Source organism: Xanthobacteraceae bacterium (genome assembly GCA_019454205.1).
Classification (GTDB): Bacteria; Pseudomonadota; Alphaproteobacteria; order Rhizobiales; family Xanthobacteraceae.
In genome coordinates this window covers 750,399-763,381 of the sequence record CP075369.1, presented here as the reverse complement: position 1 = coordinate 763,381, position 12,983 = coordinate 750,399, and the positions used below count along the sequence as shown (strand labels likewise).

The following is a 12,983-nucleotide window of genomic DNA, read 5'->3' as shown; positions in this document are numbered from 1 at the left end:
CTCGCGCGAAGTCACAGGTCCGCGAAGTTCAGGGTAAAGGGTGCAAAGCCCTAGGATTCGAAGCCCTGAAACGTCGCAAAGCCGTCCAACGGTTCGCGCGGCGAGCGCCACTGGTTAATGGGTGCGGTCTCGTCGGCATAGCCGAGCGCGACACCGCAAAAGAGCATGACTTCGGGGGGAAGTTCGAGGAAGCGGGACACGGTCTTGTGCCAGAAGGTCCAGGCTTCCTGCGCGCAGGTGTGGAGGCCATGGCCCCGCGCGAGCAGCAGCACATTCTGGATGTGCATGCCGAGATCCTGCCATTGCGGCGGACCCATGGTGCGGTCGAGCGAAAAGAAGATGCCGCACGGCGCGCCGAAGAACTCGAAGTTGCGGGCAAACTGCCGATAGCGGCCCGGCCGGTCTTCGCGCGGAATTTCGATGGATTGATAGAGCAGCTCGCCGACCTTGAAGCGGCGTTCCTTGTAAGGCTGCTTCAGCGGCGCGGGATAGACTTCGTATTCGCTGCCCTCCGCGAGCGGCAATTCGTTCAGCCGCGGACGGATCAGCGCTTTCAGTTCTTCAAGCCGCTTGTCCGCGAGCACGTGTACGATCCACGGCTGCAAGTTGCCGCCCGACGGCGCGCGCGATGCGCTGGTTAAAATCTCGCGGACGATTTTTTCGGGAACCGGCTTGGGAAGAAACGCCCGGCAGGAATAGCGGCTCTCGACCGCCTCGCGGATGTGCATTGAAGAAGCCCTGTTGGTCGGGCTTCTTATAATGATGTGCGGGCGCTTGTCAGCGTCCGTCGCGACATACCCGCGCCTGATCCCTGAGGCTGAGCCATTCCGAGAGCGCCTCGTCGGTGCGGGGCGAGCCGGGCGACGCGAGGCGCTCGGCGCGCAGCGCGCGTTGCCAGGCGGCCGGGCGTTCCACGATCGCCGGGCAGACCGTAACCGCCGTGGTGCGCTCCACTGGCTCGCCCATGCACAGCCGCGCGCCCAGCACGATCACTTCCAGTCCGAGACAGAGCGGATTCATGCGCTGCCCTCCTCCAGCCGCGCGAGCACGTCGGCGCGGGTGGCAAACGTTGTTGCAATTTCCGCCATCGCTTCCTTCTTTCGTAGCGCTTCGAGCGCGTGATCGAGTTCGGAGCGAAGGCGGCCGGTCTCGACATCGCCCTGCGATTTCCGCTCCGCCTTGATCCAGCCGAGGATGAGCTTCGCCAGAAACGAGACGACGAAACTGCCGAGCGCCTCAAGCATCGGCGGATTGCAGTTGCGGCAGCTTGGCGAGGATTTTTTCCGCGAGCGATTCCGGCGTGATGCCGAAGTGACGGATGGCATCCGGCACCGCCTGCAAGACGTAGTTCACGGCTTCCGCCAGCACGACGCTTTTCAGGTCGAGCTTCCTGCCGCTCGCCGCACCGCCGATCTTGCCGAGCAACAAGCCCGCGCCGTTGGTGGGCGCGGTTTGCAAAGCGTCGCGATGCGATGCGTCGATATCGAGGTTAAATTTCCGCCGCAGCAATTCCGCTAGCCAGCCGACGATGGCGGTTGCGATCACCGAGACCACGGCGAGCAGATACGGCTGCAGGACATTATAAATGCCTTCGATGGCCACTTCGGTCTGCGCGAATGCGGGCGTTGCGGCGAGAACGAAAAACGCGGCCGCAAGGCCGCGCGAGAAGAAGCGCTTCATTTTTTACCTGTTTGGGAGGGCGCCATCCTTCGAGATGCGAGCCTACGGCTCGCTCCTCAGGATGAGCGATTTACAAACCCCATGGTGAGAAGCGATGCGCAGCATCGCGTCTCGAACCATGAGACCAACTCAATCCAGCCTCACGAACCCGCCATGCACATAGCCGGTCGCGCCGAATGGCGTAACGATGCGAAGCCATCCGCTCAGCTTGTCCGCTTCCTGCACGTCGATGCGCGTGCCGTGAGGAATGGCTCCCTTCACCGCGAACTGGATGCCCGGCCCGCCGCGCAGGTTGAGCGAATCCGCGACCACTGTGGCATCCGCGGCAAACGAAGGCTTCGACGGCGCGGGCATCTGCTTCGGTTCCGGCTGCGCGGCAACAGGCGGTGGCAATTCGCCGGCTTCGCCGCGCACGATTGCCTGCATGTGTTCCAGCGGAAACAGCGGATTGGTGTCGGTCTTGCGCCCCGGACAGATGTGAAAATGTCCGAGCACGGTGTTGATCGCCGGATACGCGGCTTTCAACGCAGCATGCAGCGCCGCGCTCGCGGCGATCTGCTTGTCCGAATATGCGAGCCAGTAATGGTCGCCGTGCTGCGGCGTCGCAACGCGTGCAACCCTGAACTCCGCGTTCTTGTTGGTGTCGATCACGCAGACACCGGAATAAACACCCTCGCCCACCTTGCGCAGATAGCCGGGGTTGTCGTGCTCGATGCCGATGGAGAAACCGCTGGCGCACGATCGAGTCCGAAGCGGCATCCTTGAAAATGCCGCTCGCAGACAGCGAAGCGCGCCGCACGCCCGCTCCGCTCAGCAGCTCGCGCCAGCGTCCCGCGGATTCCGCGTGCGTCACGTCAACGGTCTGCGCGTTGAAGCTGAGCGTCTTGGTGCGCAGTCCCGCGACGGTGACGAAGCCTTCGCCGCCGTCGATTTTCAGCAGAATGTCTTTTCCCTTTTGCGCGGGCATTTTGTTCTCCTTCAGGATTCCGGTTCGGTCAGCGCGCGCAGGCGCACGATGCCGTGATAGGTGCGCCCGTCCGCTTCGCGCCGAACATCGGCGGTGACGAAGCGCAGGTTCGCGAGATGATGACCGGAAGGCGCTAGCGGCGCGTCGATCAGCGCCTGCAACACCGCACCGGAAATCAGGTGCGCTTCACGGTGCCCGCCTTGCCTCGACCACACATGCAGCGTCAGCGCGTGTTCGTTGCCGTCTTCGGTCGCGGTCGAACCATCGGACACGACTGCCTCGCCGAGCGTGACATACGGCAGCGCCGCCTCGCGCGGCGGTTCGTCGTAAATCTTCGCGCCGCCGAGCAGCGCGGCGAGCGGGCTATCGTTCTTCAGCGCGCCATAGATCGCGGCGCGCAAGGCGGCGGCGGATTGCGGCATGGACTACTTTCGCAAACGAAACGTTGAAACAGCGCGGGCGACAGCGAGTTTCGCTGCCGCCCGCATCGGCTCCAGCGCCGGAGGGAGGGACGGCGCGAGCCAAGGCGAAGGCGTTTGTTCGAGCGTGCCGAATTCGCGCGCGGCAAGTCCGGCGTCGTCACTGCCGACGCGGCGACGCAGCCCTTCGGCTGCAACCTGCAAACCCGCGATGCCAGAATGGCGCGCGATCTCCTCGCGCAACGCTCCCGCTGCGGCCTCCGCCGCCGCGTGTGCCATGCCATCCGGCAAGGCTCGCAGCGTTCCGCGAATCCGGTCCGCACCGAGAAGTTTTCCGCGCAGTTTCACGGGCGCTCCTCGGCAACAAGGCACTCGATCCAGCGGCCGCGCTCGTCGGGATCGCGCACCGCGCGCACGACGAAGTGACGCGTGCCGAGCACGAAGCGATGCGAGAGCGTGATGTCGCTCCGGTAACGAAGCAGGACTTTGTGCGACAGCAAACCAAGCCGCTTGTCCGCGACTTCCTGTTCGCGCGATGAAAGCGGCTCGATGGCGGCCCAGACATTGCCGAGCGGCTCCCAGGTGCGGGTCACGCCGCCTGCGCCGTCCTCGATTTCGTCCGCGACCTGCAACGCGAGCCGGTGACGCAGTTCTCCCGGCGCGTTCACAGCGACACCACGCGATGGGGCGCAAGCAAAGCGCTGACGGCAGGCGGCAAACCGTCATCGCCGGAAGCGTCGCGGTTTTCATAGGCGCGCGTCAGCAGCAGGCGAATGGCCTGCTTGAAATCGGCGGGGACATCGGCTGCCGCGCCGTAGCCCGCTTCGATGTCGATCTCGATACCGGCTGCGAGCTGGCCGGGATGCACCACACGGCCTGCATCGAATACAATCTCGCCCGGCGCGGACGCCGCATTGAGCATGAACAGGTCCGTGTCGAGCGTTTCCGCCTCGCCTGCCATGTTGCGCACGCGCGCCGCGACGAGCGCACGCAACGGCGTAACCGGCGCGGATATTTTTCCGGACACGGGCCAGCGGTCGAGCACGATGCGCCAGCGCTGCGTCATCAGCGCGCGGCGCGTCTGCGTCTCGGCCTGTATCCGGGCTGACGAGAGCAGCGACTGGACCAGCGCATCCTCATCGTCATGGGAAATGCGAAGCCAGGCTTTCGCTTCCGCAAGGGAAAGCGGCTCGGCGGCGGGCGGCAGGATCAGTATGGCGGGCATCGGTTATTCCGGGCGTTGACAATCGCGTTCGGGCCGCGCACTTCCTCCGGCGCGGATCACACATGCTTCGTTTTCTGGTCTCGATCGCGGCGCTGGCCGCGCTGGTCCTGCCCTCGCGCGCCATCGTCGGTGGCGGCGAAGGCACGATTGCGCGCCCGCATACGGTGATGATCATTTCGCGCGGCGGCGAAGTCTGTTCCGCGACCGCGATTGCGCGCGACATCGTGATCACCGCGGCGCATTGCGTGGCGCGCGGCAGCGGCTATTCGATTTCCTATTCGGGCGGACTCATTCCGGTGAGCCGGATCGTGGTTCACCCCGGTTTCCGCAAGGACTCGTTCGAGACGCGCAAGCCTTCGCCCGATCTCGCGATCCTGAAACTCTCCTCGCCGCTCCCTTATTATATAAAGCCGGTGCGGCTCGCCGCAGACGCAAAGCTCCCCACCGCAGGCACGTTGTTTTACATCGCCGGCTGGGGCCTGAACGGCGAAGGCAACCACGGCAGCGTCGGCACGTTGCGCGTCGCGCAGCTTCCCTCCGTCGGCAATACCGGCGGCATCATGGTGCGGCTCTCGCCGGGTCCGGGCGGCGATCCGCGCGGCTCCTGCGAAGGCGACTCCGGCGGCAGCGTCTATCGCCTGGAAGACGGCGAGCTGGTGCTGCACGGCGTGATCGGCTGGGCGCTCGGCCCGCGCGGGCGCATGGGCTGCGGCGGCGTCACCGGCGCGACACTGGTCGGCATCCAGCACCGCTGGATCCGGGAAACTATGCGAGAACTCTCGCCCGCAAATCCCGCAGGCGAAAAAGTAAAAGCCACGAAGAAGAAATCGAGAGAACCGGCCAGATAACGGGTGCTTCCGTTTCTCCTCGCTTTCGTTATTCTTCGCGCTGCCGGGAATTAAGAATATGCGCCGCCAGCCTCTCCGTTTCGCATTTCTCGCCGCCGTGTTCTGTTTCGCGGGCGCGCCCGCGAACGCCATCGTGAACGGCGTCGTTTCCGAACTCGCCCCGCACATGGTGCAGGTGATCGGCAACGGCAAAACACCGAATTGTTCCGGCGTCGCCATCGACCGCAAGCACGTTCTCACCGCGCAGCATTGCGGCGCGTGGGCCGTGGTCGCGGAAGGAAAGCGCATCCTGTCCGCGCGTCCCGCGCAAATGGCGCGGCTCGACGACGGCAAGATCGTCAAGGTCAGCGGCGACGTCGTGATCCTCGCGCTGCGCAGCGCACTCCCCGACTCCATCGTTCCCATCGCCATCGGCGAAGCGAACGAACAGGACGGTTTCATCATCGCCGGGTTCGGCGCCGTCACCGAAGCGGAGCGCGGCAAGCTCGGCCCGCTGCATGAAGCGCGTGTCGTATTGCAGAAGCCGCTGCTGCTGGTCGATCCGTTCCGCGAAGGAAACCTGAGCGCAAGCGCATGCTACGGCGACTCCGGCGGTGCCGTGGTGCAAGGCGGCGTACTCGTCGGCATCATCGTGCGCGTCTCGCATCCCGACGACGACAAGGTGTGCGGCCACCTTACGCATTACACGCCGGTCGCGGCGTACGAAGCCGCGTCGGCGGGAGCGAATGCGGCGGCGAACGCGAAACGCCGCCGCACCGCGCGCCGGATTACGCCGCGCTGAACTTCAGGAGCTTGATCGCGTCGAAGTCCTGCACGCCGCCGCCGACACGCCGGGTCACGTAGAATAGCACGTAGGGCTTCGACGAATACGGGTCGCGCAGCACGCGCACGCCCTGCCGGTCGATCACGAGATAACCGCGGCGGAAATCGCCGAAGGCGATCGAGTAGGAATCTTCCGCCATGTCCGGCATGTCTTCCGCTTCCGCGACCGGAAAGCCGAGCAGCGTCGCGGGCGAACCGGCCTGCGCCGGCGGTGCCCAGAGATAGTGGCCGTTCTCGTCTTTCAGCTTGCGGATCTCGCCCTGCGTGCGGCGGTTCATCACGAACGTGCCGTTCTGGCGGTATCCGGCCTTCAACGAATAAACGAGATCGACCAGCGGATCGGACGGATTGGTTTCAGGAAACTCGCCGTCGGCGCCGGTGATGGTGAAGCCGAGCTTGGTCCAGGCCCACGAAGATTCCGCGACCTTGTCGTACTGGAGAAAGCCTTTCGGCTTGTTGGTGCCGTCGCCGTTGACGAAGGCGGCGCCCTCCTGTTCCGCGAATACGGTATCGACTTCGGCTGCGATCCATTCGTCGATGTTGACGGCGGAGTCGTCGAGCAGTGTCTGCGTCGCGGCCGGCATCGCGTAGATTTCCGCGGTCGGGAATGCGAGCTCGGCCAGCGTCGGCGAAGTGGTCGGCGTCGAGCGCGCAGCGGTTTCGCCGACCCATCCCGTCGCCGCACCCGTGATCAGGAACGGCTTGCGATAGACGTTCGACGAAACCTGGCGATGACCGGAGATCGCGCGGATCGGCGAGATGCTGGCCAGCCTGCGCCCGATCTCGCGCTCGGTTTCCTCCGGCACGAGATAGCCGCCGTCCGCGCCCGCGTTGGTCGAGACGGCGAGCGCCTTGCCTTCGAGGCGCTTCAGGCCCGAAGACTCGCCGCTGCGCACATAGGCGTCGAATGCCGAGCGATGTTCGAGTTCGGCGCCGGTTGCGATCTTGCGGTCGAAGCCGAGCGCAGGACGGCGGCCACGCAGCACCAGTTCGTCGAGCACGCGCTTCTGCTCGTCGAGCGAGCGGTTGATGCGCGAGACTTTCTCTTCGTTCAGCACGTCGGCCGAACGGCGCTCGATGGAATCGAGCCGCACGTCGTTCTCATGCTTGAAGGCCTCGAACGAGCGCATGAAGTCGTCGAAGGCGGCGGCGACTTCGCCGCCCGCCGGAAGCGATTTGATTTCGGGCGAAGGATTCAAGAGTTGTTCCATGATTTACCTCGTGGACGGATGAAGAAGATCCGCCGCACGGCGGATGGTGGCAGCAAGATTGGCGTGGCCGTGCGGCCCGCGCTTTTGCGCACTCACGCGCGCCTGCGGATGCATCGGGAAGGTCACGACCGAAATTTCCCAAAGGTCGATTTTGGAAAGGCGGCGGATGCCCGTTTTTGGATGCGTGCGGCCTTCGACGGTACGGAAGCCGATGGAAAGGCCGTCGATTGCGCCCGCCCGCATCAGCGCGAGCACTTCCCGCCCCCGCGCGATTTCGTTGATAATTCTTCCGCGCACGAACAGGCCGCGCGTGTCCTCGCGCAGTTCCAGCCATACGCCGATCGGCTCGGCGGGGTCGTGCTGGAACAGCATCCGCACGCCATGCGGCCCGCGCTGCGCGATGCTTTCCGCAAACGCGCCGGGCAATATGAGATCGCGGCCGAGATCGGCAGTGTTGAAGCGCGCGCCATAGCCGGTGAAGACACCGCCGGCATCGACCGACTTGCAATCGAAGGCGAGGAACCGGCTTTCGTGGGCGGGAAAAATCATTCAGCGTCTCCGGTTCTTGCGCGCTGGTTTCGGCTTTGCGCGCGCCGTGCGTTTCTGCTTCGCCTGTTTCTTCGGTTCTGGCGCGGCAAGACGTTCCAGTTCGCGGACGAATTCGCGAAATACCGCCGGCGCTTCCGGCGCCAGGGATCGGATGCGTGGAGTCATTTTCTCAGCCTTTTGTTGAACCGCGCCAACTCGCGCACGAAGGCATCGAAGCGCGCATTCGCCGCGAACAATTCGCGCAGGCATAGCAACAGCAACGCGCTCGCCGCCGACGCCCACAGGAACAGCGCCAGATGCGCGAGGTCGCCGCGCTCCGTGAAGGTGCGGATGAGGTCTTGCAATGTCCGGAAACGGCGAAATTACTGGATGCGCGAGACGCAGATTTTCGAAACTTCATCCGAGCGCAGCTTCACCGCGCCGGACTGCCGGGTTTCGAGGAAGCGCTTCAACTCGCCCATGGTAAGCGCGTCGGCCAGACCCTGCACATAACAGTCGCAATATTTCTCGATGAGCGCGGCGGGCAGTTCCTTGTTCTCGCCGAAGGAACGCTGCCGCTCGATACAGGTGCGCAGGCCCCCTGCAAGGAAATCTTCGCGCTCCTTGCCGGAGAGCTTTTCGCTGTCGTTACCCGCGGGCCGCCGTCCGCTCATGAAGAAAGCCGCGAAGACGACGAACAGCGCAATCGCGAAATACGCGATCAGCCTGTTGCCGCCCAACCAGCTTTGGCTTCTCGCCATAACGGCCTCTTGGCAGCGAATCTGCCGCAAGATGCGATGTTAGCGCGGATCGTCGCGAGGGGAAGCCTCTGCCCGCCGCGAAGTTCGACCTGCGCATTACCGCCGACAATGACGAGCGACACTACGGTCTGCCGGTAGAACGCGCGGTTCGCTTCCGCGTAGTTGTAGCGGCACTATTCGATTCCGATTGTAACTCTTTCAGTGGCTACCGTTCCATCAGTCCAAACAGAAACCTTAGTTACGTCGGATGTGACCGGTATCTCGAAAATAGGAACGCCCAGGATAGTTTCTATCGTCAATTAGCCGGGCCTCGGCGCCGGACATTCGCCTCCACATTCTCCGGCAGCAACTCCTCATCTTCCTGTGTTGCGCCTCGCCCGGCAGCCCCACCGACCCACTGCCCGCCATCTGCGCTTTCCGCCAGAACGCGGGGCTGATCGGGATTGAATTTCGCGCGCAGCGCCGCGATGGATGAAGGCGCAAACGAAACCGGCAGCGGGTCGTAACCCGCAGCCGCGCACTTCTCGTCGTCGGTGAGAAAACTTGCCTCTCCGACGCACTTCCACAGCGCTTCGCACTGTAAGTCAGTATGGGTATTCGGCCGAAGGGAGCGGCTTTAAATACCTTGCTGTTCTTGCTTCTTTCTGAATGCCGAATAGGTTTCGAGCTGTTGGTCGTCGAGCATATAAAAATCACCCGATGGATCGGGCACGGGACGAGGCAAAAGATGAGGGGCGAAATAAGCCCCTACCAAGTTATCGAGAAAAGCTCTTTCCCTAAGAAATCGCTCTTTCCCCTTCACGGGTGCTTTAAAACGCACTCCGTTATGATAAATTTCAAATTCAAATTCTTCGTTCTGCATCGCATCACCTAGTTTCGCGGAAATGCAGATTGAATCCGAAAACCGTTCTTGGCCTGCAAATCCCTGATGACTACAACCCCTACACCGTAAGTATCGCGCATATAAGGCTGCGCGTGGAATCTGGACAGAAAAGCCTCATAGCCTGTAATTGAATTAAACTCCGCGGTAATCACTGCGATACGCTGCTCGCCTCTTGCTACTCTCTCTACTACATCCCGATTTTGAGCCAGCGTTGAGTTTACCAGTTTGGTCGCCGCCTCCAAAGACTTAAACGATCCAACACTGAGACCATCAAAAGTATCGCCTCGCTCTACGATTGCGAGCGCCTCTCTTTCCACGCGCTGCTTTAGATAAGACTCCCTCTTGTTTACATGCTCGCTAATCGCATGACCGCCGCGATCCTCTTCCTCCAGAAGATCGACGCGATAGGGATTCCGGTCATCGTCCGAAACAAGAACTATCGGACTGTTGCTTTCCCCCTCTCCCTCGCCACTGCCTCCCCCACCCGTCCACTGCCCGCCATCCGGATTGCCGGCCGGAACGCGCGGCTGATCGGGATTGAACTTCGCGCGTAGCGTCGAGACAAACGGCGCGAGCGAAACCGGCAGCGAGTCGTAGCCTGCGGCCGCGCGTTTCTCGTCTTCGGTGAGGAAGCTCGCATCGTTGATGCGCTTCCACAGCGCTTCGCGCTCCACGCTGAGCGCGGGAACCTGATCGAGATCGGGGACGAGGCGCACATCGTGGCCATACGCAGCACCCAGCCAGTTGCCGATCGCGGCGGCGATACGCGAGACCAGCGGCACCACCGTTTGCCGGTAGAACGCGCGGTTTGCTTCCGCGTAATTGGAATAGGTGTTGTCGCCGGGAATGCCAAGCAGCATCGGCGGCACGCCGAACGAGAGTGCAATCTCGCGCGCGGAAATATTCTTCGCCTCGACGAAATCCATGTCCTTCGGCGAAAGGCTCAAACCTTTCCAGTCGAGCCCGCCTTCCAGCAGCAGCGGACGGCCCGCGTTCGCCGCGCCCTGATAATGCGCCTCCAGTTCCGCTTTCAACCGCTCGAACTGCTCGTCGGAAAGATTGCCGCCCGCGGCCGAATAAACCAGCGCACCGGAAGGACGCGCGGCGTTGTCGAGCAGCGCCTTGTTCCATGCGCTCGCAGCGTTATGAACGTCGAGCGCTGCCTGCGATGCTTCCAGCGGCGACATGCCGTAGTGATCATCGAGCGGATTGAACAGCGTGAGGTGCAGCACTGGCGGCACCGGCGCTTCGTTCATCGCAAAGCGCACGGCCGATCCGCCCGCGCGATATTCATAAGCCTCCGGCCAGCCTTCCGCGCCCGGCACGACCTTCATGCGGTCGGGCCGCAGCACATGCAGCTCGCGGACTTCGTCGAGGATCGCGACCCGCTCGATATAGGCGTTGCCCGCAACCAGCAGATGCCCGGCGAGCTGCTCGATCAGGTCCACGCCGGTCTGGCGCGGGTTCGGCTTCGCAAGCAATTTCAGGAGCGGATGTTCGTCGTTCTCGCGGCCGCCCTGATAGACCAGCAGGGGAATGTTGGCGGCGGCTTCAGCGATCATGCGCACCGAACGGAACGCGACCGGATTGCGCGCATAGCCTTCGCGCGCGAGCGCATGATAGTCGCGCGGAGTCCAGCGCGGGCGGTTGCCGGAAAACAGCGCGACCAGCGCGCCGGTACGGCTGGCCTTGGCTTCGCTCGCGTGCGCGGGTTCGCGCCGCGCAAACGGATTGCGGAACGGCAAATGCATTTCTGCGTCCTGAATTAAAGCGTTCTCATTCGCGGCGTCGCGTCGCGCGGCATCAGCACCAGCGCGGTAACCGCCCAGACCAATGCGTCGAGCCGGTCCGGCGAGCGTCCGTTGCTCAGACCGTCCGCGCCGAAATCCGCCATCTCGTCTTCGAGTTGCGGAAAACTTCCCAGATGCGCGACGCGGCCCTGCTCGTAGAGCGCGGCTACAGGCTCTGCGCGCAGAAACTTGCCGCGCGTCGCGCGCACTTCCATCACCGGCACGCTGGCATCGGTTTCGCCCAGCACCGCGCGCGCCATCTCGCCGCCCTGGTTCACTTCGACAACGATGCGGTCGGCGCGCAGCCGCCGGTACAGCGCTATCGCGCGGCCCGCCCATTGCAACGGCGACAAGCCGCCCGCGCTTTCATCAGCGAGCACAAAAACCTTCCCGTCGTCGTCGAGGCCCGCCGCGACGATGCCGCAGGCATCCGCGCCAGCGCGCGACGAAGCCGGCGGATCGACCGCGACCACGATCCGCGCAAGCGGCGGATGGCTCTCCACCCTCGCCCGCTCGATGCGCTCGCGTGGAAACAGCGAATCCTCGCGCGCCTCGATCAGTTCGCCTTCGAGTTCCTGCCGGCCGAGGCGCGTGTTCGCGTAGCGCGCGACGATCTGTTCCAGAAACTGCGGCGCAAGCTGATAGGCATTGGCGCGCGTCGCCGCGCGCGCAACCTTCGTTGTGTCGTCGGCCAGCAATCGCCGCAGCAGCGGCACCGGACGCGGCGTCGTCGTAATCGCCTGCCGTGGATGCGCGCCAAGGCGCAATCCGAATTGCAGGTTGTCGAACGCGCTTTCCGCGCGCCGCCACTTGCAGATTTCGTCGCACCACGCCGCCTCGAATTGCGGGCCGCGCAAACTTTCCGGATCGTCGGCGGAGAAAGCATAAGCCACTGCGCCGTTCGCCCATTCCAGCCGCCGCCGCGTCGGCTCCCACACGGGCCGCTCGCAACGGCGATGCACCGAGAGCAACCCCGACACACCTTCGATCATCACCTCGCGTACGTCGGCGAGCGACTCGCCGACCAGTGCGATGTTGCGCGCGCGTTCGCCAAAGCGCCGACGCGCCAGCGCGATGCCGCGCACCCACTCCGCGCCGGCGCGTGTTTTTCCCGCGCCACGTCCGCCAAGGATGAGCCATGTGCGCCAGCCGCCTTCGGGCGGCAACTGATCGTCGCGCGCCCAGACTTCCCAGAACTTCAGCAGCGCTTCAAAACCACCAGCACCGAGGCCGCGCGTCAGTTCATCCAGCGTCCCGGCTTCGGCGCAGGCGATCAAGCCGTTCCGCAAGTTCGCTGCGGAATTCCTCGAGATCGCGGAATTCGTCTTCGCTTCCGTCGTCACCTTCGGCTTCTGTGTTCTCGTCGCGTTGCAGGGCCGCGACTTCGCGCAGCGTCTTCACCAGCGTCGCGAGCGTGCGCGCCGCGCGCTCGGCATCGGTCGAACGCAGCCGCGCGCCCTCGACGCGCGCCAGCACGGCTTCGATGGCGACGATCTCTCGCTCGACCGCCGCGCGCACGCGGCCGATCAGGGTTTCGTTCTCGGCAATGCGCAGCGCGGGTGCGGCGGCTTCGCGAATGGATTCAACCTCCACCTTCGCCGCCGCATCGTAATCTTTCATGCGCAGCTTGCGCCGCTTCCACCCCCACAGGTCCACGCGCCGCAGGAAGGTGGTGACGCCGAGACCGCAGAGCGAAGCAAGGTCGCGCACGGGGACATCGGTGCCCTCGTAGAGCTTGCGCACTTCGGCGATTTTTTCCGGCGGAATCGCGATGAATTTGGGCATCTGCACTCCGCGACGAAGCGCTGCCGGGCGGCGAAAAAGAAAAAGCGGCGTCGCCGCCGCTTCG

The 12,983-nt window shown here is 64.0% G+C and carries 19 protein-coding genes and 1 pseudogene; 2 read left to right on the top strand and 18 right to left on the bottom strand.

Annotated features, from left to right (window positions below):
- Positions 1-50: 50 nt before the first annotated feature.
- From KF794_03730 to KF794_03685, 10 genes and pseudogenes are all read right to left on the bottom strand, one after another.
- A complete protein-coding gene (locus KF794_03730; protein QYK45814.1) occupies positions 51-728 on the bottom strand; it encodes a nitroreductase in 678 nt (225 codons plus the stop codon).
- 49 nt (positions 729-777) lie between these two features.
- The gene (locus KF794_03725) at positions 778-1,020 is read right to left on the bottom strand and encodes a hypothetical protein (protein QYK45813.1); all 243 of its coding nucleotides are present in this window, start codon (positions 1,018-1,020) and stop codon (positions 778-780) included.
- Positions 1,017-1,244 carry a hypothetical protein gene (locus KF794_03720; GenBank protein QYK45812.1) on the bottom strand — a complete coding sequence of 76 codons (228 nt, stop codon included), beginning with the start codon at positions 1,242-1,244 and terminating at the stop codon, positions 1,017-1,019. Before KF794_03720 ends, KF794_03725 begins: the two co-directional genes overlap by 4 nt.
- Entirely contained in the window at positions 1,237-1,680 is a 444-nt protein-coding gene (locus KF794_03715; protein ID QYK45811.1) for a hypothetical protein, read from the bottom strand. The genes KF794_03720 and KF794_03715 overlap by 8 nt, the downstream gene beginning before the upstream one ends.
- Before the next feature lie 129 nt (positions 1,681-1,809).
- Entirely contained in the window at positions 1,810-2,439 is a 630-nt protein-coding gene (locus KF794_03710; protein ID QYK45810.1) for an SH3 domain-containing protein, read from the bottom strand.
- Positions 2,414-2,647 (bottom strand): annotated as a pseudogene (locus KF794_03705) (phage major tail protein, TP901-1 family). The gene KF794_03710 and the pseudogene KF794_03705 overlap by 26 nt, the downstream one beginning before the upstream one ends.
- A gap of 11 nt (positions 2,648-2,658) precedes the next feature.
- Complete coding sequence (locus KF794_03700; GenBank protein QYK45809.1) at positions 2,659-3,069, bottom strand: DUF3168 domain-containing protein; 411 nt, start codon at positions 3,067-3,069, stop codon at positions 2,659-2,661.
- Between the two features lie 3 nt (positions 3,070-3,072).
- Positions 3,073-3,414 (bottom strand): hypothetical protein, encoded by a 342-nt coding sequence (locus KF794_03695; GenBank protein ID QYK45808.1) that lies wholly within the window; start codon positions 3,412-3,414, stop codon positions 3,073-3,075.
- Positions 3,411-3,734, bottom strand: coding sequence for a phage head closure protein (locus KF794_03690; GenBank protein QYK45807.1), 324 nt, complete (start codon positions 3,732-3,734; stop codon positions 3,411-3,413). The genes KF794_03695 and KF794_03690 overlap by 4 nt, the downstream gene beginning before the upstream one ends.
- A complete protein-coding gene (locus KF794_03685; protein QYK45806.1) occupies positions 3,731-4,291 on the bottom strand; it encodes a head-tail connector protein in 561 nt (186 codons plus the stop codon). Before KF794_03685 ends, KF794_03690 begins: the two co-directional genes overlap by 4 nt.
- A gap of 62 nt (positions 4,292-4,353) precedes the next feature.
- On the opposite strand from KF794_03685, the gene KF794_03680 reads away from it, so the two are divergent.
- Both KF794_03680 and KF794_03675 read left to right on the top strand, forming a co-directional pair.
- Positions 4,354-5,139: a trypsin-like serine protease gene (locus KF794_03680; protein ID QYK45805.1), complete on the top strand. Its 786-nt coding sequence runs from the start codon at positions 4,354-4,356 to the stop codon at positions 5,137-5,139.
- Positions 5,140-5,197: 58 nt separating this feature from the next.
- Positions 5,198-5,920, top strand: coding sequence for a trypsin-like serine protease (locus KF794_03675; protein ID QYK45804.1), 723 nt, complete (start codon positions 5,198-5,200; stop codon positions 5,918-5,920).
- On the opposite strand, the gene KF794_03670 is transcribed toward KF794_03675, so the two are convergent.
- From KF794_03670 to KF794_03635, 8 genes are all read right to left on the bottom strand, one after another.
- Complete coding sequence (locus KF794_03670) at positions 5,907-7,172, bottom strand: phage major capsid protein (GenBank protein ID QYK45803.1); 1,266 nt, start codon at positions 7,170-7,172, stop codon at positions 5,907-5,909. The two genes, KF794_03675 and KF794_03670, sit on opposite strands and share 14 nt — an antisense overlap.
- Positions 7,173-7,175: 3 nt before the next feature.
- The gene (locus KF794_03665) at positions 7,176-7,721 is read right to left on the bottom strand and encodes an HK97 family phage prohead protease (GenBank protein ID QYK45802.1); all 546 of its coding nucleotides are present in this window, start codon (positions 7,719-7,721) and stop codon (positions 7,176-7,178) included.
- 161 nt (positions 7,722-7,882) lie between these two features.
- Entirely contained in the window at positions 7,883-8,065 is a 183-nt protein-coding gene (locus KF794_03660; protein ID QYK45801.1) for a hypothetical protein, read from the bottom strand.
- 18 nt (positions 8,066-8,083) lie between these two features.
- Positions 8,084-8,461 (bottom strand): hypothetical protein, encoded by a 378-nt coding sequence (locus KF794_03655; protein QYK45800.1) that lies wholly within the window; start codon positions 8,459-8,461, stop codon positions 8,084-8,086.
- 616 nt (positions 8,462-9,077) lie between these two features.
- On the bottom strand, positions 9,078-9,323 hold the full coding sequence (locus KF794_03650) for a hypothetical protein (GenBank protein QYK45799.1): 246 nt from the start codon (positions 9,321-9,323) through the stop codon (positions 9,078-9,080).
- Positions 9,324-9,331: 8 nt separating this feature from the next.
- On the bottom strand, positions 9,332-11,095 hold the full coding sequence (locus KF794_03645) for a phage portal protein (GenBank protein QYK45798.1): 1,764 nt from the start codon (positions 11,093-11,095) through the stop codon (positions 9,332-9,334).
- Between the two features lie 14 nt (positions 11,096-11,109).
- A complete protein-coding gene (locus KF794_03640; GenBank protein QYK45797.1) occupies positions 11,110-12,423 on the bottom strand; it encodes a DNA-packaging protein in 1,314 nt (437 codons plus the stop codon).
- The gene (locus KF794_03635; GenBank protein QYK45796.1) at positions 12,377-12,919 is read right to left on the bottom strand and encodes a hypothetical protein; all 543 of its coding nucleotides are present in this window, start codon (positions 12,917-12,919) and stop codon (positions 12,377-12,379) included. The genes KF794_03640 and KF794_03635 overlap by 47 nt, the downstream gene beginning before the upstream one ends.
- Between the last annotated feature and the right edge of the window lie 64 nt (positions 12,920-12,983).

What these genes read in the sequence shown, in the direction of transcription:
- KF794_03715 (QYK45811.1), bottom strand. Translation starts at nt 1,680, where the DNA reads ATGAAGCGCTTCTTCTCGCGCGGCCTTGCGGCCGCGTTTTTCGTTCTC.
- KF794_03650 (QYK45799.1), bottom strand. Translation starts at nt 9,323, where the DNA reads ATGCAGAACGAAGAATTTGAATTTGAAATTTATCATAACGGAGTGCGT.
- KF794_03675 (QYK45804.1), top strand. Translation starts at nt 5,198, where the DNA reads ATGCGCCGCCAGCCTCTCCGTTTCGCATTTCTCGCCGCCGTGTTCTGT.
- KF794_03680 (QYK45805.1), top strand. Translation starts at nt 4,354, where the DNA reads ATGCTTCGTTTTCTGGTCTCGATCGCGGCGCTGGCCGCGCTGGTCCTG.
- KF794_03670 (QYK45803.1), bottom strand. Translation starts at nt 7,172, where the DNA reads ATGGAACAACTCTTGAATCCTTCGCCCGAAATCAAATCGCTTCCGGCG.
- KF794_03655 (QYK45800.1), bottom strand. Translation starts at nt 8,461, where the DNA reads ATGGCGAGAAGCCAAAGCTGGTTGGGCGGCAACAGGCTGATCGCGTAT.
- KF794_03700 (QYK45809.1), bottom strand. Translation starts at nt 3,069, where the DNA reads ATGCCGCAATCCGCCGCCGCCTTGCGCGCCGCGATCTATGGCGCGCTG.
- KF794_03710 (QYK45810.1), bottom strand. Translation starts at nt 2,439, where the DNA reads ATGCCGCTTCGGACTCGATCGTGCGCCAGCGGTTTCTCCATCGGCATC.
- KF794_03645 (QYK45798.1), bottom strand. Translation starts at nt 11,095, where the DNA reads ATGCATTTGCCGTTCCGCAATCCGTTTGCGCGGCGCGAACCCGCGCAC.
- KF794_03685 (QYK45806.1), bottom strand. Translation starts at nt 4,291, where the DNA reads ATGCCCGCCATACTGATCCTGCCGCCCGCCGCCGAGCCGCTTTCCCTT.
- KF794_03725 (QYK45813.1), bottom strand. Translation starts at nt 1,020, where the DNA reads ATGAATCCGCTCTGTCTCGGACTGGAAGTGATCGTGCTGGGCGCGCGG.
- KF794_03665 (QYK45802.1), bottom strand. Translation starts at nt 7,721, where the DNA reads ATGATTTTTCCCGCCCACGAAAGCCGGTTCCTCGCCTTCGATTGCAAG.
- KF794_03720 (QYK45812.1), bottom strand. Translation starts at nt 1,244, where the DNA reads ATGCTTGAGGCGCTCGGCAGTTTCGTCGTCTCGTTTCTGGCGAAGCTC.
- KF794_03730 (QYK45814.1), bottom strand. Translation starts at nt 728, where the DNA reads ATGCACATCCGCGAGGCGGTCGAGAGCCGCTATTCCTGCCGGGCGTTT.
- KF794_03635 (QYK45796.1), bottom strand. Translation starts at nt 12,919, where the DNA reads ATGCCCAAATTCATCGCGATTCCGCCGGAAAAAATCGCCGAAGTGCGC.